This window comes from Comamonas sp. Tr-654 (assembly GCF_011752915.1).
In the GTDB taxonomy this organism is placed as follows: domain Bacteria; phylum Pseudomonadota; class Gammaproteobacteria; order Burkholderiales; family Burkholderiaceae_C; genus Comamonas.
This window is the reverse complement of record NZ_VWWQ01000006.1, coordinates 251,166-272,360: the sequence shown is the minus strand read 5'-3', so window position 1 is coordinate 272,360 and position 21,195 is coordinate 251,166. Positions and strand designations below refer to the sequence as shown.

General features: G+C 63.9%; 21 protein-coding genes. 10 read left to right on the top strand and 11 right to left on the bottom strand.

Going from position 1 to position 21,195, the window contains the following annotated elements:
• Positions 1-3: 3 nt before the first annotated feature.
• Complete coding sequence (locus F3J24_RS19315; protein WP_167009769.1) at positions 4-444, bottom strand: hypothetical protein; 441 nt, start codon at positions 442-444, stop codon at positions 4-6.
• A 362-nt stretch (positions 445-806) separates the two neighbouring features.
• Between F3J24_RS19315 and F3J24_RS19310 the strand changes: the two genes are divergently transcribed.
• Positions 807-2,102, top strand: coding sequence for an MFS transporter (locus F3J24_RS19310; protein WP_167009768.1), 1,296 nt, complete (start codon positions 807-809; stop codon positions 2,100-2,102).
• Positions 2,099-2,830, top strand: coding sequence for an EthD domain-containing protein (locus F3J24_RS19305; RefSeq protein WP_167009766.1), 732 nt, complete (start codon positions 2,099-2,101; stop codon positions 2,828-2,830). Before F3J24_RS19310 ends, F3J24_RS19305 begins: the two co-directional genes overlap by 4 nt.
• 167 nt (positions 2,831-2,997) lie before the next feature.
• Here the strand turns inward: F3J24_RS19305 and F3J24_RS19300 are convergent, their stop codons facing one another.
• The 3 genes from F3J24_RS19300 to F3J24_RS19290 form a co-directional block, all read right to left on the bottom strand.
• Positions 2,998-4,107, bottom strand: a complete 1,110-nt coding sequence (locus tag F3J24_RS19300) for a Rieske 2Fe-2S domain-containing protein (RefSeq protein WP_167009764.1) — start codon at positions 4,105-4,107, stop codon at positions 2,998-3,000.
• Between the two features lie 147 nt (positions 4,108-4,254).
• Positions 4,255-5,100 (bottom strand): SDR family NAD(P)-dependent oxidoreductase, encoded by an 846-nt coding sequence (locus tag F3J24_RS19295; RefSeq protein WP_167009762.1) that lies wholly within the window; start codon positions 5,098-5,100, stop codon positions 4,255-4,257.
• A gap of 24 nt (positions 5,101-5,124) precedes the next feature.
• Positions 5,125-6,459 (bottom strand): MFS transporter, encoded by a 1,335-nt coding sequence (locus F3J24_RS19290; RefSeq protein ID WP_240154390.1) that lies wholly within the window; start codon positions 6,457-6,459, stop codon positions 5,125-5,127.
• A gap of 125 nt (positions 6,460-6,584) precedes the next feature.
• Here F3J24_RS19290 and F3J24_RS19285 point away from each other — a divergent pair, with 125 nt between their 5' ends.
• Both F3J24_RS19285 and F3J24_RS19280 read left to right on the top strand, forming a co-directional pair.
• Positions 6,585-8,009 (top strand): coniferyl aldehyde dehydrogenase, encoded by a 1,425-nt coding sequence (locus F3J24_RS19285; protein WP_167009758.1) that lies wholly within the window; start codon positions 6,585-6,587, stop codon positions 8,007-8,009.
• Positions 8,010-8,294: 285 nt separating this feature from the next.
• Positions 8,295-9,065: an SDR family NAD(P)-dependent oxidoreductase gene (locus F3J24_RS19280; protein ID WP_167009756.1), complete on the top strand. Its 771-nt coding sequence runs from the start codon at positions 8,295-8,297 to the stop codon at positions 9,063-9,065.
• 263 nt (positions 9,066-9,328) lie between these two features.
• Here the strand turns inward: F3J24_RS19280 and F3J24_RS19275 are convergent, their stop codons facing one another.
• Positions 9,329-10,264, bottom strand: coding sequence for a LysR family transcriptional regulator (locus tag F3J24_RS19275; RefSeq protein WP_167009755.1), 936 nt, complete (start codon positions 10,262-10,264; stop codon positions 9,329-9,331).
• 80 nt (positions 10,265-10,344) lie between these two features.
• Between F3J24_RS19275 and F3J24_RS19270 the strand changes: the two genes are divergently transcribed.
• From F3J24_RS19270 to F3J24_RS19255, 4 genes are read left to right on the top strand one after another with little or no spacing between them, the layout of a single operon-like run.
• Positions 10,345-10,983, top strand: a complete 639-nt coding sequence (locus F3J24_RS19270; protein WP_167009753.1) for a DsbA family protein — start codon at positions 10,345-10,347, stop codon at positions 10,981-10,983.
• Between the two features lie 48 nt (positions 10,984-11,031).
• Complete coding sequence (locus tag F3J24_RS19265; protein WP_167009751.1) at positions 11,032-11,931, top strand: MBL fold metallo-hydrolase; 900 nt, start codon at positions 11,032-11,034, stop codon at positions 11,929-11,931.
• Positions 11,932-11,948: 17 nt separating this feature from the next.
• Complete coding sequence (locus tag F3J24_RS19260; RefSeq protein WP_167009749.1) at positions 11,949-12,341, top strand: nuclear transport factor 2 family protein; 393 nt, start codon at positions 11,949-11,951, stop codon at positions 12,339-12,341.
• 18 nt (positions 12,342-12,359) lie between these two features.
• Entirely contained in the window at positions 12,360-12,620 is a 261-nt protein-coding gene (locus tag F3J24_RS19255) for a hypothetical protein (RefSeq protein WP_167009747.1), read from the top strand.
• Positions 12,621-12,740: 120 nt separating this feature from the next.
• Here the strand turns inward: F3J24_RS19255 and F3J24_RS19250 are convergent, their stop codons facing one another.
• The 4 genes from F3J24_RS19250 to F3J24_RS19235 all read right to left on the bottom strand — a co-directional run bounded on the left by F3J24_RS19250 (position 12,741) and on the right by F3J24_RS19235 (position 18,115).
• On the bottom strand, positions 12,741-13,232 hold the full coding sequence (locus F3J24_RS19250) for a hypothetical protein (RefSeq protein WP_167009745.1): 492 nt from the start codon (positions 13,230-13,232) through the stop codon (positions 12,741-12,743).
• A gap of 110 nt (positions 13,233-13,342) precedes the next feature.
• A complete protein-coding gene (locus tag F3J24_RS19245; RefSeq protein ID WP_167009743.1) occupies positions 13,343-13,726 on the bottom strand; it encodes a cytochrome c in 384 nt (127 codons plus the stop codon).
• A gap of 231 nt (positions 13,727-13,957) precedes the next feature.
• Positions 13,958-16,084, bottom strand: a complete 2,127-nt coding sequence (locus F3J24_RS19240; protein WP_167009741.1) for an NAD(P)/FAD-dependent oxidoreductase — start codon at positions 16,082-16,084, stop codon at positions 13,958-13,960.
• A gap of 15 nt (positions 16,085-16,099) precedes the next feature.
• Positions 16,100-18,115 carry an NADPH-dependent 2,4-dienoyl-CoA reductase gene (locus tag F3J24_RS19235; RefSeq protein ID WP_167009739.1) on the bottom strand — a complete coding sequence of 672 codons (2,016 nt, stop codon included), beginning with the start codon at positions 18,113-18,115 and terminating at the stop codon, positions 16,100-16,102.
• A gap of 154 nt (positions 18,116-18,269) precedes the next feature.
• Between F3J24_RS19235 and F3J24_RS19230 the strand changes: the two genes are divergently transcribed.
• Complete coding sequence (locus F3J24_RS19230; RefSeq protein ID WP_043371364.1) at positions 18,270-19,043, top strand: 3-alpha-hydroxysteroid 3-dehydrogenase; 774 nt, start codon at positions 18,270-18,272, stop codon at positions 19,041-19,043.
• A 110-nt stretch (positions 19,044-19,153) separates the two neighbouring features.
• Positions 19,154-19,531: a steroid Delta-isomerase gene (locus F3J24_RS19225; RefSeq protein ID WP_043005790.1), complete on the top strand. Its 378-nt coding sequence runs from the start codon at positions 19,154-19,156 to the stop codon at positions 19,529-19,531.
• Positions 19,532-19,752: 221 nt separating this feature from the next.
• On the opposite strand, the gene F3J24_RS19220 is transcribed toward F3J24_RS19225, so the two are convergent.
• Positions 19,753-20,193, bottom strand: a complete 441-nt coding sequence (locus F3J24_RS19220; RefSeq protein WP_167009737.1) for an acetyltransferase — start codon at positions 20,191-20,193, stop codon at positions 19,753-19,755.
• Between the two features lie 43 nt (positions 20,194-20,236).
• Positions 20,237-21,157: a LysR family transcriptional regulator gene (locus F3J24_RS19215; RefSeq protein WP_167009735.1), complete on the bottom strand. Its 921-nt coding sequence runs from the start codon at positions 21,155-21,157 to the stop codon at positions 20,237-20,239.
• Positions 21,158-21,195 lie beyond the last annotated feature (38 nt).

The window sequence follows — 21,195 nt, the reverse complement described above, 5'->3', positions numbered from 1 at the left end:
TCTTCAGCGTGCCGCAGCGCAGATCCGGCGCGCCGTCTTCTCGGACTTCAGTGCCACAAAGGTCTTGGCCTGCGCGTCATAGCGGTGTGCAATCACATACCGGCTGCAGCTGTCCGAATAGCGCGCACAGGTCTGCATGGCCACGCACAGATGGGGCCCGCTGCCCCAGACCTTGGCGGGCGGCCTGTCGTAAATGCCTTCATACAGGGTCTGCTCCTGCACTCCCCCGTCATTCCATCTGGCCACGATTTCAGAAGAGAAATGGTCAAAGCCGGCGCTGCTGTAGCCGACCTCGTAGTCAATCGTGCCGAGCCTGGTGATGGAAGTGCGGCCCGTGACCTGGTGGTCCCAGGCAGGCGCTTCTTGCGCGCTGCAAGGCAAGGCGCCACAGATCAGCAGCACGAGCCAGGCTTGAAGTGGCAGAAATACTTTGCGCAGATGCATGGGGTGGGGGCCTGGAAGATCAGATAGCCACTATATCGCCGAGCACGGCAGATCCGGCAGGCCGGACGTTTGCGCTGGGCGCGAGATCCCGGTACAGCCAGCCACGGGCATGCCGACCCGCGCCGGCGGGTCTGCATGGGCGCGTCGCCGCGCCATCGCCGGCCTGTCTGCGGCCGGTTGGACGTCACAGTGGATCAGGGGGCCATTCCCGGAGGGCCGGGCAATCGTCCATTGGGACGATGTGAGCGCGGCAGCTCATGCCTCACGATGCTCAGGGCGGCGCCGGGATGCGGACGCCATCTCGTCCTGCCAGCGGCGCAGTGGTGTGAGCTGCGGCGTGATGCCAAAAAACCAAGAAAACAATGACCCAACCAAATCATCAGAACCCGTCGAGAGGGTATGTGCTGGCGCTGCTGACGGCCTTGTCCGCGCTGACCTTCATGGACCGGCAGATCCTGGCTGTGCTGCTGCAGCCCATCAAGCAGGAGTTCGGCTTCTCGGACCTGCAGATCGGCCTGATCACAGGACTCGGTTTTGCGCTGACCTTTGCCGTGCTGGGTATACCTCTGGGGCGGCTGGCGGACCGCCATGAACGGCGTAGCCTGATTGCCTGGTGCCGGGGTGTCGGCGGCGCGGTGGCGGCACTGGGAGCGCTGGCCACCGGTTCTGGCGGACTGACGGCATCGCGCGCCGGCGCCGCCCTGGGAGATGCCGGTGGCGGCGCGGCTTCGATGTCCATCCTGGCCGATCTCTACAAACCCCATGAGCGCTCGCGTGCCATGAGTGTTTTCGGCGTTGGCAATGCGATGGGCGCCCTGCTGGCCCTGCTGCTGGGGCCGCTGTTTGCCGAGCTGTGGGGTTGGCGCGTGACCATGGTCATCATTGGCGTGGCCATCATGCTCCTGTCCCTGGTGCTGCGCCTGAGTGTGCGCGAACCCGTTCGCACCGTCGGGCAGGCGGGGGCGGCTCCACAGGAAGGCCGGCAGCAGTCCCGCTCTGCGGTAGCCCTGATATGGCATGAGCCCGTGACCCGCTATCTGATTCTGGGCGCTGCCTGCGTGCTGATCGCGGGAATCTCGATCGGCGCCTGGAATGTGGCCTTGCTGGCGCGTCGCTTCGATCTCAGCCTCAAGCAGGCGGGCTCGATTTCCGCAGGGGCTGCTGTGCTCTCGGTCTCCGGCAGTCTGTTCTCGGGCTGGTTGACAGACCGGCTGGCGCGCAGCGACGTGCGCTGGCAGATCCGCATTCCCGTGATCGGCACCGCTTTAGCCATGGTGCTGGGTTTCGGCTATCTGCTGGTGGGTTCGGATCAATTCATGTTGTCCATGGCCTGCATGCTGGTCTATTCCTTCTTCACGGCCTGGTGGGCACCGGCCACCTATGCGGCCCTGAGCCTGGTCGTTGCCGCCCAGCGGCGCGCCACGGCCAGCGCCATGGTGCTGATGGCCGGGGCCTTGCTGGGCAACGGCGTGGGGCCCATCGTGGCCGGCTGGCTCAGCGATGTGCTCAACAGCGTCGCACCCGGCGAAGGCCTGCGCTATGCCATGGCGATCATGATGTGCACGCTGGTGCCGGCGGTGTGGGCGTTCTATCGGGCCCTCCAGCATTACCCGGGGGCTTACCGCAGGGCCCACGCACCCGTGGCCGTCGCCGCATGAAGATGCAGGCGGCCAGCGAGAAGGGCGGCGCTGCCGTCTGGAAGATGATCTATCTGGCGCGGCGCAACCCCGCACTGCGTCCCGAGGAGTTTGCAGAGGCCTGGCGCGAGCATTCCGCGCTGGGCCGCCAATGCCGCAATGTGGGCCAGCGCGTCCAGGCCGTGGCGCAATGCGCGCGCATGCTGAGCATGTCGGTACAGGCCGCGGCCCTGAGCCAGGACTATGACGGCGTCAATCTCATGGTGCTGGCCGAGCGCGAAGCGGGCTCGGCCATCTGGAGCGACCCCGAGACCCTGGCCATCATGCGCCCAGATGAGCCTCGCGTGTTTGCCGACTATGTGCGCAATTTCTCGCTGCTGTGTCGCCAGCAGGTGTTGCATGGCTGCGGGTCCGCAGATGTCCTGCCGCGCCAGGGGCAGCTCATCTTGATCGGCTTTGTGCAGCGCAGCGATGTCTGGCAGCGCGCTGCGGCCTTGCCGCAAGCCTGTCCGCCACAGTGGCAACGCGGTGCGCTGGCATTGGCTAGGCGCATCGTCTGCAACACCGTCGATGCGCCGGCGCCTGCCGGCTATGGCTATCGCCATGTGCTTGAGTGGTGGTTCGATACGCTGGAGCAGGCGCAGGTGGCAGCGGCTTCAATCGATGTCTCGCCTTCTGCGCAACATGGCGAGTTCGGCTGGGGCAAGCATGTCTTCATGCTGACGCGGGTGACGCATGCCAGGCCTTGAGAATGCAAGAACAATAGCTGCTTGCGCTTTTTGAACGGAGATATCGGCATGTTTTGTGCCTGATCTCTATTCATAGCAAGCGCTGGAAGCTATGGTTTTAATAGGGCTTCATTCGGCAAAAAGGCCCATGCAGATGCATGGGCCTTTGGCCTTGGAGATTCCCGGGATCAGGCTGTTGCTTCCTCGGGCTCCTGGGTATAGGCCACCATGCCGCGCGGAATGTATCTGCCTTCGCACTGGTCCAGATACTCGGCAGTCTTGGTGCGCGGGTTGTAGAACTGCTTGTACCAGATGCGGGCCTTGAGGAAGGCGCCGTCGCTGGGGATGAACAGCGGGTTCAGGCAGGGCGCCTTCTGCGACCAGACTTCGAAGTCCTGGGCAAAGGCCAGGCGGCTGGCCTCCTGGTACTGTCTGGCCGCGATTTCGTCCGCCTTGGTGGGCAGGCCGCTATGCGCGGTCTTGACCAGCAGGTTGTGCCAGACCTTGATCCTGCCATCCTCGATGGGGGTATGCATGATCATCATGAATGAGTTGAACATGCCGCTGACCTTGGAGACCAGGATGGCGGGGCCGTGGTACCAGGTGTCGGTGTGCAGATCGGCGCTGGCACCGCCTTCGCCCACCAGGGTGCGGTGACCGCCGCACTGGCGCTGGATGGCGTTGTGGCCCTTGAACTCGTTCTCGAAGCGCGCCACGGTGGAGCCGTGGATGGGGCTCAGATGACCATAGTCGGCAATATTGTCAACGACCTCCATGGGATGCTGGTTCAGCTCGCCCAGGTAGTCCCACTGGCCGTTGACATAGGTCTCGTCATGCCAGTCGCCAAAAGTGGGCAGATCGTAGTCGGGCTCGCCGCCCTCGGGATCGAACCAGACCCAGATGGCGCCATACTGCTCGACCACCTTCCAGCTCTTGACGGCAGCCGCAGCTGGAATGGCGCCGTCGTGATAGGGGATGTGGTTGCACTTGCCGTCCGCGCCGAAGCGCCAGCCGTGGTAGGGGCAGCGGATGCCGTCGCCTTCCACATTGCTGCCGCCGCCGTCGATGACTACATAGCTGGTGGCGTTGGGCGCCGCCAGATGCGTCTTCATATGGGGGCAGTAAGCGTCCAGCAGCACGACCTTGCCGCTTTCGCGGCCACGGTACAGCGCGAAATCCTGGCCGAAGAAGCGCACGGCCACGGGCTTGTGGGTGTCGAGCGCACTGGCCTCGGAAATCATGAACCAGCCACGCGGGTAGGTAAATTCACCGAGGCGGTAGTCCTTCGTGGTTGCCATTGCAGAGGTCTCCGTATTTAGTTTTGGACGGATGCATCTTCTGGCAGGCGGCTTCGCCGCGCATACTCTGTTTGGACGAGTGTCGGAGCGCTTTTGATCTGGCGCAAACTGCCCAGGGTTTGCACCAGTTTGAGTGTGAGTGCGTGCTCAAGCTGTGGTCTCGGCCGCTGCCACACGCTCCTGGTACAGAGGCTGCAGATCCAGCATGGTGTGGGACTTGGCAAGAGGCAGGGCTTGCGGATCACTGCCCAGCCAGAACAGGGCGGCCGCGATCTGCTCGGGCGTGGCCGCGCCATAGCGCTGTGCCAGCACGCCGTCGTCGCCCAGCGTGGCCTTGACGGCCTCGGTTGTCACCACGCCTGGGTTGACGCTGAAGGCGCGTACATTCTGCTGCTTGTACTCGGTGTTGATGCAGCCGGCCAGGCGCGCAATGGCGGCCTTGGAAGCCCCGTAGGCAAAGCCCCAGCCGCCCTGGTCGGCGGGCACGGGCGGGTTGTACTGACCGGCCGCCGAGCACACATTGATAATGCGGCCGCCGCCCTGCGCCGCCATGGAGGGAAGCAGGCGCTGGGCCAGATGGAACGGGGCGATGACATTGCCCTGCAGGCAGCGCTGCAGCGACCCGGCCGTGATCTCGGGGATCAGGTGGTTGATCTCGCGGTTCTGGTAGACGGCGTTGTTGATCAGCAGATCGACACGGCCAAAGCGCTGCAGCACAGCGTCGGCGGCCTTGTCCAGACTGTTCAGGTCCATCAGGTCCATGACATGGGTAAACACCTCACCGCCTGCAGCCTCGATGGCTCGGGCGGTGGACTCCAGGCTGCCGGACAGCAACTGGCCGTTGGGCAGACGCAGCTGGTTGTCCAGCTGTGCGCCTTCGGTCAGCGTGCGCGCGGTGATGGCCACGCGCCAGCCCCGCAGGGCAAAGAAGATGGCGGTTGCCGCGCCGATGCCGCGGCTGGCACCGGTGATGAGAACGACGGGCTGGCTCATGAGCGTCTCCGGTTTTTTGAGGGATCAGGCGGTAGCCATCTGCAACTGCTGCAGGCGCTGACGGTAGGGGCGAATGGCCAGGGCGAAGAAGATCGAAGTGATGAGCAGCAGCGAGGTCACGCCCATCAGCGCCCAGCGCAGGCCTTCGGAGCCATGGGCTTGGGCAAAGTAGTCCGACAGGATGCCGGTGACCAGCGGGCCCAGACCCACACCCAGCAAGGTCATGAACAGATTGAGCAGGGCCGATGCCACGCTGCGCTCGGCGGCCGTCACCATCTGGCTCACGGCGCTGTATGAGAGCGTGGCGAACCAGCTTGCGAAGAAGCCGAACAACAGCGCAAATGCCATGGCGTAGGGAACCTTGATGCCGGCAACCGTCCAGAAGTCGGAGACGGGCCAGAAGAAAACGGCCACGCCTGCCGGCACGGCGCAGAGCGTTCCCATGGCGGCCAGACGCAGCTGCCAGCGCGCATCGCGCTGCGTCAGCCTGTCGCTGAGCCAGCCACAGAACATGGCGCCGAACACGGCCCCCAGGCCGCTGGCCAGGCCGAACACCAGGCCGGCGTGAGAGATGCTCATGCCGTGAATGCGCATGAAAAAGCTCGGAGCCCAGACTCCATAGCCATAACCGGCAATACCGGCCACGCCGCAGGCGATGCAGATGCTGCGCAGCGGCGCCATGCCCAGCAGGCGCTTGAGCTGGCGGAACATGGATTCGCGCGGGGTGCTGTCTTGCACGGCGGTCCGCGCGGTCTCATAGGCGCCGCGTGCAGGCTCCCTGACAAAGAAATACACCAGCAGGGCCAGAATCACCCCCGGAATGCCGAAGGCCAGAAACACGGAGCGCCAACCGTAGTGCTGGGCCACCATGCCGCCGATGACCAGACCCAGCAGCGTGCCGAGATTGGGGCCCATCATGAACAGGCTGATGGCAAACGAGCGCATCTTGGGCGGATAGAGGTCGGCGACGATGGACACCGACGGCGCCATGCCGCCTGCTTCGCCCACGGCCACGCTCATGCGCGCCAGCAGCATCTGCCAGTACTGGGTGGCCATGCCGCAGGCCGCGGTGGCCAGGCTCCAGATACCGCAGCACAGGGCCACGATGTTGCGGCGGTTGCGGGTGTCGGCCAGACGCCCCACAGGCACACCCAACAGGGCATAGATCAGACCGAAGGCCAGCCCCGTGAGCAGACCCATCTCGGTGTCGGATGCACCGAACTCCTGCTTGACCGGCTCCAGCAAAATAGACAGAACCTGCCGGTCAATGAAGGAGAAAATATAGACCAGCGCCAGCAGGGCGAGGCTGAGATGGGTGCGCCAGCTGACGGCGGGGGGCGGGGTTTGAGGGGTGTGCATGCGCAGCATCGTGCGAGGGGCTCAGGGTTATGCCATCGTCTTTTTGGACGACGACCGGGAAATCCTCAGGTCCGAGCATGTGCCTTCCCGTTCATGGCTTTCAAGAGAAATATTCAGGAGACAAAATGACCCAGACGAATTCGTCCATCGGCATCCGCCAGCTGGTGGACATGCAAAAGCAGGCCTTTATCGAGGAAGGTGCAGTCAGCGCCGAAGTGCGCATGCAGCGCCTGCAGCAGCTCATCGACATGCTGGTGGAGCACAGTAATGCCCTGTGCCAGGCCATGGGTGAAGACTTCGGCGGCCGCCCCGCCGTGTTCTCGCTGGCCAATGACATTCTTGGCTCACTCTCCTCGCTCAAGCATGCGCGCGACCATCTCAAGGACTGGCTGGGCGACTCGGTGCGTCCCAGCGTCAAACCCTTCGACATGTTTGGTGCCACGGCCTGGGTCAAGTACCAGCCCAAGGGCGTGGTCGGCATCATCGGCACCTGGAATGCGCCGCTGTTCACCTTGCTGTCGCCGCTGGCCTGCGCGTTCGCGGCGGGCAACCGGGCCGTACTCAAACCTTCCGAAATCGCACCGCGCACGGCCCAGGTGCTGGCCGAGGCCGTGGCCAAACGCTTTGATCCCCAGGTGCTGGCCGTGGTGCAGGGCGGCCCCGAGGTGGCTGCGGCATTTGCCGAGCAGCCCTGGAACCACCTGGTCTTCACAGGCTCGACCAGCGTGGGCAAGCTCATCATGGCGGCCGCAGCCAGGAATCTGGTGCCCGTGACGCTGGAGCTGGGCGGCAAGTCTCCGGTGCTGGTCAGCGACACGGCTGATATCGCCCATGCGGCCGAACGCATTGCCGTGGGCAAGTCGCTGAACTCCGGCCAGCTGTGTGTGTCGCCCGACGAGGTCTGGGTCCATGAGTCGCGGCTGCAGGCGCTGGCCGAAGGGATTGCCGCGCAATACCAGTCGCTGTACCCCTCGGTGAGCGGCAACGCGGATATGACTCCCGTGATCAACGAGCGTCACCATGCCCGTGTGAAAGCCTATGTGGACGATGCCAAGGCGCGTGGCCTGAGCGTGCTGGAAGTCGGTGCCGCGCAAGCCGGATCGGACCGCCGTCTGCCGCTGGCGCTGGTCATCAACCCGCCTGCCGACGCCGAGATCTCCCAGCATGAAATCTTCGGACCGGCCCTGGTACTGCGCAGTTTCCACAACATCCGCGACGCCGTGGCCGCGATCAATGCCGGTGAGCGCCCGCTGGCGCTGTACTACTTCGGCAGCGACGAGACGGAGCAGAACTGGGTTCTGGACAACACGCTGTCCGGCGGTGTCTCCATCAACGATGTGGTTATGCATCCGGCGCTGGAAGATGCGCCGTTTGGCGGCGTGGGGGCTTCGGGCATGGGCCACTACCATGGCCGCGAGGGCTTTCTCGAGTTCAGTCATGCGCGCTCCGTCTACAAGGCCGGCAGCCACGACCCGCGTCGAGAGTGGGGCATGCTGCCGCCATATAACGAGCAGTTCGCACAGATGCTGCAGGCCGCAGTCACCCCCTGAGCCGAAGCGCAGCTTGCCCCTCTGTGCTTCGCTGAAGGGAACGACAGCTTCGCGTAGGGGCGGTGGGGCTGCCTGGCCCCTTGCTCGCTGTCACTGAACTGGAATCTGCCTGCTTCGCGGCTCTGTCCCGGTGCAGCGCTATCCATTTCAGGGACTCATTTTTTGCGTGCTGACACAAGCTGCGGGAGCTGACCATGGGGCTTGTCTCATGGTCCGTTTGGCTGATGTTTCAAAAGCGTTTCATGCAGAGCATGGCTGGGTTGGAACGCAATCAGAGGAAGAGACATGAACGAGATTTTTCGCCAGTTTTCGCTGGAGGGGCAGGTCGCTGTCGTGACCGGTGCGGGCAAGGGAATTGGCCGTGCTTGTGCGATCACGCTGGCCAGGGCGGGCGCTGATGTGGCGCTGTTTGCGCGCACCGAGGCGGATCTGCAGGCCGTCAAGGCCGAGATCGAAGCGCTGGGGCGCCGCGCCATCATCGTGCCTGGCGATGTGAACCGGGAAGAGGACCTGCAGGCCCTGATCGACCGCACCGTGGTCGAGCTGGGCAAGATCAATGTGCTCATCAACAATGTGGGCGGCGGCGGCCCCAACGACCCACGCAAGGTCACGGGCAAGGCCGTGGGCGACATGCTGGCCTTCAATGTGGTGCCAGCCTATACGCTGATCCAGAAGGTGGCTGCGGCCATGGACGCCGCAGGCGGCGGCGCGGTGGTCAATATCTCGTCCACGGCGGCGCGCTACTCGCAGAAGTACTTCAGCGCTTACGCGGCTTCCAAGGCCGCGCTCAACCAGCTCACGCGCTGCCTGGCGCAGGACTTCGGCCCGAGGGTGCGTATCAACGCCATCGAGCCCGGCACCATCATGACCGATGCGCTGGCACCGTTTCTCACGCCCGAGCGCAAGGAGCGCATGGAAAAAACCACGCCCATGGCACGCATGGGCCAGCCCGAAGACATTGCCAACGCCGCGCTGTTTCTGGCCAGTCCCGCATCCAGCTGGGTGACCGGCAAGGTGCTGGGAGTGGACGGAGGCGTGGAAGCGCCCAACTTCTGAGTCTGAAGGCATCGCGCAGGCGGGACCGACCGCTGCGCGCAGAAAAAGGGAGCCTGGGCTCCTTTTTTTCATGCACATCTCGACAAAGTCTCTTGAGCCGAGTCGCGGCATGAATCGAGCCTTTGCGTTCCCGTTCAAGCGCAATTCCAAGGTCTGCAAGCTGCAGCCCCCGGATGACGCAGCGGTTGTGCGATGGCGGTCTGCTATGGCTTCAGCATGTCGTCGTCAGAGCCCCTTGTTTGGCGCCTGATGGCCGGCCTCGGTCATGTCTTGGGCCGGATGAGCTCCTGCATCAGGTCCACAAAGGCTTTCACCTTTGCAGGCCGAAAGCGTGCCGTCGGGAATACGGCATGAATGCCTCCGGAGGGCAGCGACCATCTGGGCAGTACCTGTATCAGCGTGCCGTTCTTCAAATCATCAGCCACTGCGAAGTCGGGAAGTACCGACAGGCCCGCGCCCTGGCGCACGGCCTCGCGCACGCCCAGCGTTGCATCCAGCGAGATCACCGGATGCACGTTCACGCTCTGCTGCTCCAGCTCGCCGCGCGAGAAGCGCCAGCTGCAGGGGTCACGCAATGCCGTGTTCGCCACGAAAGGCAGCTCGCCGATATGCTGCGGCTCCTTGAGCTGCCCCACTTGCCGGCGCATTGAGGGCGCGGCGAGCAGCAGTTGCCGAAAGCTCCCGATCTGACGGGCCTGCACGTTGAGGTCGGAAAGCCAGCCCACGCGGATTGCCAGCTCCACCTGCCCCGACATCAGGTCGAGAGACTGGTCGCTGAACACGGCATCCACCTTGCATTGGGGGTAGCGCCGGGTGAACTCGGTGATGGCAGGCACCACTGCGGTAATGCCATAGTCCAGCGGAGCGGTCAGGCGCAGGATGCCCGAAGGCTCGGCCGCCACTTCCCCCAGTTCGTCGAAGGCATCGCCTGCCTCCTTGAGGATGGATGCGCAGCGCTGATAAAAGAGCCGGCCCGCGTCGGTGGGAACGACCTTGCGGGTGGTGCGGGTCAGCAGCGTGGTACGGAACTCGCGTTCGAGTCTGGCGACCTGCTGGCTGACCACGGCCTTGGTGATTCCCAGCCGGTCTGCGGCGGCCGTGAAGCTGCCGGTCTCCACCACGGCCGCGAAGTAGGCCAGGCGCTTGAGATTGGCAAGCCTGCCGGCGATGGATTCTTCTGGATTGTTTGCCATTGACATACGGTTTATCTATTCGATCGGTATTTTTCTGTCAATGCTTTGTTTCTACGATCACGGTATTCAAGCCATGGAGCCCTTTTGTGACCAAGATCCTGCATTACGTATTCGATCCTCTGTGCGGCTGGTGCTACGGTGCCGCTGCAGCAGTGGCGGCTCTGGGTAAAGCGCCCGAGGTCGAACTGCGCCTGCTGCCCAGTGGCCTCTTCGCCGGCGCCGGTGCACGCCCCATGGACGACGACTTTGCGGACTATGCCTGGAGCAACGACCAGCGCATTGAGCGCCTGACGGGCCAGCGCTTTAGCGAGATCTACCGCAGCCAGGTGCTGTCGGACCGCCAGCAGCGGTTCGACAGCGGCCTCGCCACCCTGGCGCTGACCGCCGTCAGCGTGACGGCTCCCGATCGCGAGCTTGAGGCCCTTGAAGCCATTCAGCATGCGCGATATGTCAACGGCGAGGACATCACCCGGCCGGAGCCGCTGGCGGCCGTGCTGCAGGCCCAGGGACTGGAGCAGGCGGCTGCATGCCTGCTGCGGTCTGATGGCGAACTGCTGGCTGTCAATCGAGCCCGCATCGAAGGCGCAAAGGCACTGCAGAGCCAGCTTGGTGTGCGTGGCGTTCCAAGCTTCATCCTGGAAACCCATGGCCAGCGCCAGTTGCTGAACTCCAGTGCTGCTTACGCCAATCCGCAGGCCTTTGCCGAGCAAATTGCCAAGGCCTGAAGCTTCACCTTTCAACCCTGCCATTTCGAACTTCACCGGAGAACCATCATGATGAATCGCCGAAACTTTGTCCAAACCGCCGCCGCTGCCAGCATCGCCACAGGCCTGGCGGGTTGCGCCGCTGCCGTGACCGGCCACTCCAGGCTGCAATGGCAGCACTTCCCAGCAGACGACAAAGGATTTTTCCGTGCGCCCGTGCTGCTTTCGGGCGACCAGGAGGCCGTCCTCATCGACGGCGGCTTTTCCCTGCCCGATGGCCGCGCCGTGGCCGAAGCCATCAAGGCCTCGGACAAGCAGCTGACCACCATCTACGTCAGCCAGAGCGACCCAGACTATTACTTCAGCCTGGGCCCGATCAAGGCCGCCTTTCCCTCTGCCAGGGTGATCGCCGCCTCCGACACCATTGCTGCCATCCGCGCCAATGTGCAAAAAAAGATTGATACCTGGGCACCCCAGCTCAAGGAGAACGGTCCGCAGAAGCTCGCCGACATCGTCTTTCCAGAAGCCTATGACGGCCCCGCGCTGATGCTGGAAGGCCACCGCATCGAAATCGTCAAGGCACAGGGACTGGAGAACCGTCGCTACCTGTGGGTTCCCTCGCTGAATGCGGTCTTCGGCGGCGTGCTGGTCTTCTCGGGTCTGCATGTGTGGACGGCCGATACTCCGACGCCAGCCTCTCGCGCCGCATGGGTCAGGAATCTGGAGACCATCGCTGCACGCAAGCCGGCCGTGGTCGTGCCGGGCCACCTGGGTGCCCATGGCGCGCTGGACGTTTCGGCCGTGAACTACACCCGCGAATACCTGCTGGCCTTCGAGCAGGAGCTGGCCAAGGCCGCCAATGGCGATGCCTTGATCGCCGCCATGAACAAGCGCTATCCTGACGCTGGTCTGGCCGCTGCGCTGCAGATCGGTGCCAAGGTGGCCAAGGCCGAGGTGAAATGGGGCTGAAGCCCGGGAAGCACACCATGACCACCAATCTGGACATCATCCGCTCGACCTACGAAGGTCTGCCCGAGGAGAACGGCAGGAATCTGCTGGCCGCACTGGCACCCGACGCGCGGTGGACAGAGGCAGCCGGCTTTCCCTATGCCGGAACCTACGTCGGCCCGCAGCAAATCGTGGCAGGCGTGTTCCAGCGGCTGGCAACGGAGTGGGACGGCTACAGCGCCAAGGTCCACACCTATCTGGCCGATGGCGACCGTGTGGCCGCCTTCGGCGTCTACTCGGGCACCTATCGCAAGACGGGCAAGGCGATGACGGCGAGCTTCGCCCATCTGTACCGGCTCAAGGAGGGCAGGATCACAAGCATGGAACAGTATGTGGACAGCCTCCTGGTGCAGCAGGCGCTGCTGGCCTGAGAACAAGCGGGCCCTGTCATGAGCGATGTCAACGCACAGTTGGAAGCCATCCTGCTGCAGATGCGGGCCGGGCAATGGAATGCCGCGCACGATGCCGTGCAGCAGCATCAAGGCCTGCTCGCAGCCTGGTTGCATGGACTGCTGCATCTGCAGGAGGGCGATCTCGAGGACGCCGAGAACTGGTACGAGCGCGCCGGCCTGCGTTTCAGGCAGCGCGGCACGCTGCAGCAGGAGCTGGAGCGGTTCGAGGCCTTCTTGCGCTCTCAAACCGGTGTGTGAACTTCAGGCCGGTTCGCTGTCGGGTAGTCGGCCTCTCGCCGTCATGGGTGCTGCCCGGTGTTGACTGCCCTTTCGGCAAACAGGCTCTTCAGGTCTGCAGAGAGCAACGCCGTGCCAGGCTCAGTCCTCGCTGAACCGAGGGTAGCCTGCCTCCGCCCAGCGCTGCGCGGAGGCACGGTTGAGGCCATGGTCGGGCCGGACTCGTACCTTGGCCAGCTCGCTGCCGTCGGCCGCGGTGGCCGTGAGAGTCGCCGTGGGGTTGTCCTCATCGGGTTCGATATCGAGCGCCACCGTCACACGCGATCCGTGAACATCAATCTGTATGGCTTTGTGCAAGAGCGCTGCCTGGTGCTGCTCATGTCGGCGTATGACTTCGCTGGCGGTCTTCACCAGGGTGTTGAAGGCCGATACATCAAGAGGCTTGGGGTTCTTCTTGTCGCGACCCATGGTCCATGGGCCGACCAGAGCGGGCTCCGCCTGGCCGTCCTGGGTCATGGACACGGCCCAGCCATCGTCGTCTTCATTCTTGATGACGCGGGCTTCCCAGCCCTTGTGATGCCAAAGGCGGTCTTCGAAGATGGAGAGGTCTTCTTGTTCGAGTTCTGCTGACATGTCTGGACCTTGGTAGGGGAGCTATCAATTCCAAAGTCTACTGTTTCTTTATACAGTTTGCGGGACTGGGTCTATACAAGCCAAGTTGTTCCGGGCAGGGGCTGGCGCAGTCATCGGCTTTTTGAAATCACGTCGCTCATGTATTTGTTCAGGTCGCGAAAATCCTGCACCGTCCAGGGATGCGGGGCGAGCTTGACCCCGTTCTCCCGCAGCGTTCTGGGAATCAGGTCTCCGTTCGGTCGGAGTATGACCGAAGAAACAATGACGCCCGGATACTCCTGGAGCCGCTTCCTGAAGGCGGCGCTTGTCAGATCCGGCGTGGGAGGATTGCTTTTCCTGGCCAAGGGGCCGGTGCCCTTGATATCTGCGCCGTGGCAGACGGCACATCTCTGGGTGAAGAGATTTTTACCATTGTTGTTCTGTGCAGAAGCCGGTGCTGCCTGGGTGAGCAGCAGAGCTCCCAGCAAAGCGATGAAGTATCCCCTAGCGTGCATTGGCTCTTGTCGTCGGTCGTGAGGTTGGCGGGCCCAAAAGTATAGGGCTGCTGGCCTGGAGCGGCGGCTTGCGGCTGGACGCAGCCCGGTGAGTGTTCCCTGCTTCCTGTTGCTCGGGGCAGACCAACTGGCGACCAGCGGCGAAAGGCCGACACTGCCTGCCGTAGTTTTTAGGAAGAACCGCCTGTGGGACCAGGCTTGCAGGCGGCCCCGGCCGTCCAGTGTGTGGCTTCAGACTTCGCGTCCAGCCTGGTGGCCCGAATGCATGGCGCCCTCGATGTAGCCCAGGTCCTGGCAGTCCCCGATGCGGCGCACGGGAGTCCGGGTAAGGGCTTGCAGTTGCTCGGCGACGCTGGAATCGGCTTCGGCGCCAATGGCCAGCACCACGGAGTCGGCGGGCGTGCGGTATTCCTCGCCTTTCTTGTCCGTCCAGACGACTTCCTTGCGCTCGATGCGCGTGACGCTGGACTGCATCAGCAGCTTGCCGTGGTTCTTCACGGCGTCGTACACGCGCCAGCGGCGCACGATGGCCAGCTCGGTGCCGGGGTGGGTGCCGGGGTCCAGCACAGTGACTTCGCGGCCGCGATCAAGCAGGAACTCGGCCAGTTCCAGACCGACCAAGCCTGCGCCGATGATGACCACGCGCTTGCCAAGGGGCATCCACAGCTTGGACAGATTCTGGATCGCTGCCGTGCTGTCCGTCACCTTGAGCATGCCGCCGGCCTTGAACAGTGCGCGCTCGGCCAGATTCAGCTTGGCCTTGGCGATCTCGTCGGCCCGGTCGCCCGTCATCAGGCGGCGCAACTCGTCGCCGCTCCAGACATGGCTTTGCTGGGCGCCCTCGATGGCGGGGGCGGCACGCCTGGCGCCGGTGCCCACCAGAATTTCGTCGGGCTGCAGTTCGGCCAGCAGTCCGGCATCGACCGTGGTGTTCAGGCGCAGCTGGATGTTCGGGTGGTCCATCTGCCGCACCAGATAGTCGAGCAGGCGGCCGTTTTCGGGATAGGCCAGGGCAGCAAAGAACAGCGTGCCGCCGAGGCGGTCGCTGCGCTCGACCAGCGTCACGCGGTGGCCGCGCAGCGCGGCAACGCGCGCCGCTTCCATGCCGGAGGGGCCACCGCCGACGATCAGCACATGCCTGGGCTTGGCCGCAAAGGCAATGGTCTTGACGGCTTCATGACCGGTCAGTGCATTGACGGCGCACTTGATGCCGCGGTTGACGAAGATTTCGCTCACGCAGGCATAGCAGTAGATGCAGGGGCGCACGTCGCCGGCTGCATTGGCCTGCAGCTTGTTGGCCATGTCGGGCTCGGCCAGCAGCTTGCGGCCCATGGCCACGAAGTCGATCTCGCCCCTGGTCACGGCATCGGCGGCATCGTCAAGCTCCCAGCGTCCGGCCGAGATGATGGGAAGGCTCACGGTCTGCTTGAACTGCCTGGCAAATTCGCGGTAGGCGTTCTCCTTCTGCGGAATCGGGGCGTCGGTGAACGCCGAGCCGGTGGGCATGCGGGCGTAGGCTGAGACGCTTATGGCATCCATGCCCAGTTCCTCGCAGATCCTGGCGGTCTTGAGTGCCTCGTCCATGGTGATGCCGCCGGGCGTGTGCATCTCTTGCGCGTCCAGACGTACCCAGACCGGATAGTCGGGGCCCACGCGCCTGCGCACCTCGGTCAGCACCTCGCGCAGCAGGCGGCTGCGGTTCTCGTAGCTGCCACCGTACTCGTCAGTGCGGCTGTTGAAGAAGGGCGAGAGAAAATTGGCGATCATGTAGTTGTGCGCGCAATGCACTTCCACCGCGTCGAAGTTGGCCTGCTTGGCGCGCAGGGCCGCGGCGGCAAACCACTCCACCATCTGCGCGATATCTGCCTTGTCCATGATGCGGTAGCGCTCCGGGTAGGGGCCGACGCCGACAAAGGTAGAGAACTCCTTGGGCGTGATGGTGCGCATGCCATCGTGAACCGGGCCGTCGGGCGGCATGGAGGACACCCACATTTCGCGGCCGCAGGCGCGGTCGTGGGCGGCGACCTTGCCGCTGTGATTGATCTGCACCGCGATCTTGCCGCCATGGGCATGGACGCGGCGCGTGACTTCAGCCAGGCCGGGGATGAAGCTGTCATTGGAGATGCCCAGCTGGTGTGGCTCGCTGGTGCCCGAAGGCCAGGAAATGGCCGTCGTTCCCATGATGATGAGACCGGTGCCGCCCTGGGCCCTGGCTTCGTAATAGGCCTGGGTGCGTTCGCCGCAGCAGCCGTCGTCGCCGCCGAAGTTCTCTCCCATGGGGGCCATGGCGATGCGGTTCTTCAGCTCCATGGAGCCGATACGTCCTGTCTGCAGCAGGGATGCGTGGGGATTGTTCATTTTTCTCGCTGTCTCCTATAGTTTGCGGCCGAGTTCGGCGCCTTCTTCGATGGCTCTCGCAGCATCAATCTTGTGCGCATTGCGTGCACCGCCAATCACGGTATGCGCAATACCGCAGGCCTGAAGCCTGGGCGACCAGGGGTCGTGCGACTCCTGCCCCGCGCAGACCACGATGTGGTCCACGCTCAGGCAGCGCTGCTCGCCGCGTATGCGCAGGTGCAGGCCGTTGTCGTCGATATGGATGTACTCCACGTCGTTGAACATGCGTGCGCTCTTGTTCTTGAGCCGGGCGCGGCGGATCCAGCCCGTGGTGGTGGGCAGGCTGGCGCCCATGGCCGCCTTGCTGCGCTGAAGCAGCCAGATCTGACGCGGCGAATCGGCTTTCTCGCTGGCCTTGATGCCGCCGCGCAGCTCGCGCTCGGGATCAATGCCCCATTCGCGGTCGAAGGCGGCCACGCTGCCGTCGTCGGCCTTGTGATGGGACAGCAGCTCGGCCATGTCAAAGCCCAGCGGCCCCGCGCCCACGATGGCAACGCGTTCGCCGACAAAGCGGGGGCTGCGCAATGCCTCGATATAGTCCACCACCTTGGCGCTGTTCTCGCCCTCGATGCCGCTGCGTCGCGGTGTCACTCCCGTGGCCACGACCACATGATCAAAGCCGCTCAAGGTGTCGATGTCCGGTGTGGTGTTGAGCCGCAGCTCTATGCCCAGGCGCTGGATCTCATGCTCGAAATAGCGCAGCGTCTCGCCCAGCTCCTGCTTGCCGGGCACTTTCTGCGCCAGAAAGAACTGGCCGCCGATGCGGATGCCGGGCTCGAACAGCGTCACCTTGTGGCCCCGATCGGCCGCCTCGCGCGCACAGGCCAGCCCCGACGGACCCGCCCCCAGCACGGCGATCTTGCGCGGTGCAGCAGCCTTTTCCTGCGGCCATTCCCATTCGCGGCAGGCTCTGGGGTTGACCAGACAGCTGACCTGCTGGCGCGTGAAGATGCGATCCAGACAGGACTGGTTGCAGGCAATGCAGGTGTTGATTGCACTGTTCTGGCCTGCCTGCGCCTTGCGCACAAAGGCCGGGTCGGCCAGGAAGGGGCGTGCCATGGCCACCATGTCGGCATGGCCCTGGGCAATCAGGTCATCGGCCACTTCGGGAGTGTTGATGCGGTTGCTGGCCGCCACTGGAACGCTGACCGCACGCTTGAGCTGCTCGGCAGCCCAGCTGAAGGCCGCGCGCGGCACCATCATGGCGATGGTGGGAATGCGTGCCTCATGCCAGCCCACGCTGGTGTTGAACAGGTCCACGCCAGCGGCTTCCAGCTGGCGGGCCAGGTCCAGCACTTCCTTCCAGTGGCTGCCATGCTCGACCAGATCCATCAGGGACAGGCGAAAGCTGATGACGAAGTTCTCGGGCACGGCCGCGCGTATGCCTTGCACGATGCGCAGGGCAAAGCGACTGCGGCCGGCGGCATCGCCACCCCATTCGTCGGTGCGGAAGTTGGTCAGCGGTGCCAGGAACTGGTTGATCAGATAGCCCTCGCCGCCCATGACTTCCACGCCGTCATAGCCGGCTTCACGGGCCAGGCAGGCGCAGCGCACATAGTCGGCAATGATCTGCTCGATCTGAGCAGCGCTGAGTTCGCGCGAGCTGCGGCTGCTTAGCTTGGAGAGCACACTGCTGGGCGAGACGCCGCCGCTGCCGTGGTCGTAGCGGCCCACATGCAGCACCTGCATGAGGATGTGGCAGCCCTCGGCATGTACGGCATCCGTGATGAGGCGATGCCGGGCCGCCTGCTCGGGCGTGCACAGCGTCGAGAACTCGGCATGCTCGGGCATGCCCAGTGCATATTCGTTGACGCCGAAGCCGCCGGTGACGATGAGCTGCAGCCCCTCCCGGGCACGCTCGGTGTAGAAGAGGGCCAGCTTCTCGAAACCCTGAGCCTGATCCTCCAGTCCGGTATGCATGGAGCCCATCAGAATCCGGTTCTTGAGGGTGATATGGCCGATGGTGATGGGTTGGAAGAGATGGGGGTACATGGCTGGTTTCCTCACACGCAAACGTTGCGCCAGTGTAGGAATGGCCACGGTAAATTCTCCCTAGGGGAATCACATCGTCCGTTTGCATGTAGTCTGACTTTTCGTGATGGGCTTTGATGTGCGCCATCACAACCCAGACCCAAGGAAACAAGACATGTCCATCATCGTGATGAGCGGCTGCGCCACCGGCATCGGCGCCGCCACGCGCAAGGCCCTGGAGGCGGCCGGCCACCAGATCGTCGGAATCGATGTCCGCGATGCAGAAGTGATCGCCGACCTCTCGACGGCCCAAGGCCGCAGCCAGGCGGTCGCCGATGTGCAGGCCAGGTGCGGCAAGAGCATGGACGGCCTGGTGCTGTGTGCCGGCCTGGGGCCGCAGACCAAGGTGGTCGGCAATGTGGTTTCGGTCAATTACTTTGGTGCGACCGAGCTGCTGGACGCTTTTCTTCCGCTGCTGAAACAGGGCCGGCAGCCCGCAGCCGTCGTCATCTCGTCCGTGGCTTCCGCGCATCTGGCGCACGACAGGAACCCGCTGGCACCGGCGCTGGAGGCCGGCGAGGAAGCCAAGGCCCGCGCCATTGTCGAACAGGCGGGGGAGCAGGGCGGCAACCTGGCCTATGCAGGCAGCAAGAACGCTCTCACGGTGGCCGTGCGCAAGCGCGCCACGGCATGGGGGCAGGCCGGCGTGCGCCTGAACACCATCGCCCCCGGCGCGACCGAGACGCCTTTGCTGCAGGCGGGCCTGCAGGACCCGCGCTATGGAGAATCCATTGCCAAGTTCGTGCCTCCGCTGGGCCGTCGCGCCGAGCCTGCCGAAATGGCATCCGTCATCGCCTTTCTCATGAGTGAGGCCGCCAGCTATGTGCATGGCGCGCAGATCGTGATCGACGGCGGTATCGATGCGGTGATGCGCCCGACGGGATTCTGACTCTCCCCTGAGCCGCCTTGTGGCTTGCTTCCGGGAGGCCGGAGCCTGGCTGCCTCAGACCTGGGGCCGTCTTGCTCGGGAGCGCCTTATTCTGGAATTCTGGAGCTGAGATGAACTCTGTTGAACATATGACCGCGGTTGTGCAGCGCTATGTGGCTGCGCTCAACGCAGGCGATCTGGACGGCATCGTCGCGCTGTTTGCCGATGACGCCACCGTGGAGGATCCCGTGGGCTCCGAGCCCCGGCGCGGCAGGGAGGCGATTCGCGCGTTCTATGCCAACTCGCTCAAGCTGCCCTTGGCGGTGGAGCTGACGCAGGAGGTGCGCGCGGTTGCCGACGAAGCGGCCTTCGCCTTCACCGTCAGTTTCGAGTATCAGGGCCGCAAGACCGTGATTGCGCCCATCGATCACTTTCGCTTCAACGACGCAGGCAAGGTGGTGAGCATGCGCGCCTTGTTCGGCGAGAAGAATATTCACGCCGGCGTCTGAGCAAGCTCTTCATGGCGTCGGCGCTACCGAGCCGCAGCGTTCCACGCCTGCCATGCTCTGTATTCAGAAGCTGCTTGCGCTTGACTACATTCAAGTTTCAGATGTTTTATAGCTGAAACCAATAAAAGACATACGCTAGGTGCTCTTGCTTGAATAGCTGTTGAGGTACTGAATGCAGCGAATCGGGCTGGATCGGCGCTTGGTCCAGCCAGGCCGGCTTTTCAGGGATTGGCGTATTTCAGATGGATGATGGGGTAGGCGCGGCCTTGCCCATCTAGCGCAGAGCGGCCCGTGCGCTTGAAGCCCAGGCGTTCGTAAAAGCCCACTGCCTGTGCATTCTGCTCATTCACGTCGGTGCTCATCTCGGGGTGTAGGGTCAGGCCGTGGCGCACCAGCGCTGCACCGAGGCCCCGGTGCCGGAAGGCTGGGTCCACAAACAGCGCTTCCATATGTCCCTGGTCCATGAGCATGAAGGCCAGGGGATGGTCCTGCTTGTCGACAGCGAACCACAGCGGCGCGTGTGGCAGAAAGCCGCACACCATCTCATCAATCTCGGCGCGATCCTGCGGATTCAGAAAGTCATGCGTGGCATCAACGGCATGGCGCCAGATCTCTATCGCTCGTGCCCCTTCGTCGGGGCGGGAAGCTCGTATGGAAGTCATCGCCGGATTATGTACAACAAGCATGCTGGCCAGGAGCCAGGCATCAAGAGCGGTCTGTGCCTGTCAGACCTGCCAGATGGGGCTCCAGTACCTCGGTCATCCAGTTCAGGAAAGCGGTGACTCGCGGAGCAATATGTCTGCGATGCGGATAGAGCAGGGACACCGGCATGGGGGCCGCCTTGAAGTCGGGCATGACCTCGACCAGCAGACCCTGATCCAGCAGATGGCGCGCCCCGCGGACAGGCGCCTGAATCAGGCCCAGACCGGCAAGACAGGCTGCCTGGTAGGCATCCGTGCCGTTGACCACCAGTGCGCAGCGCATGGGTTGCAGGGCGGTCTCCCTGCCACGCTGATACTCCCAGCCCGCGCCATGTCGTCCGAGCTGGTTTGCATAGTGAATGATCCGATGGCGTGACAGATCGGCCAGTGTTGCGGGTGTGCCGTGGCGTTCCAGGTAGGCGGGGCTGGCCAGATTGCACATCTCCAGCGTGCCGAGCGTGCGGGCGATCAAGTCGGTATCTGCCAGCGGGCCGATGCGCACCACGCAGTCAAAGCCCTCCTGCACCACATCCACGCGGCGGTCGCTGGTGCTGATGCCTACTTCCAGCAAAGGGTGGGCCGAAAGGAATTCGGGCAGTTTCGGAAGGACAACGTCCCGGGCCAGGGTGTTGGGCATATCGATGCGAAGACTGCCCCGCAGTCCGCTGGTGGCGGGCAGGAACATGGCTTGCAGCTGTTCCAGGTCGGCCATCAATTCCTTGCTGCGTTCGAGGAACTGCTCGCCATCGGCGGTCAGCCGCACATGTCTGGTGGTGCGTTGCAGCAGACGGGTTCCGAGCTGCCTTTCCAGCTGCTGGACCACGGTCGACACACGGCTTTTGGTCAGCCCGAGCTGGTCAGCGGCCAGGGTGAAGCTGGATAGCTCGGCAACGCGGGTGAACACATGAAGCGCATTGAAGTCCATGCTCTTGATTGTATTTTCAAAGTGAACAGTGAGATCTT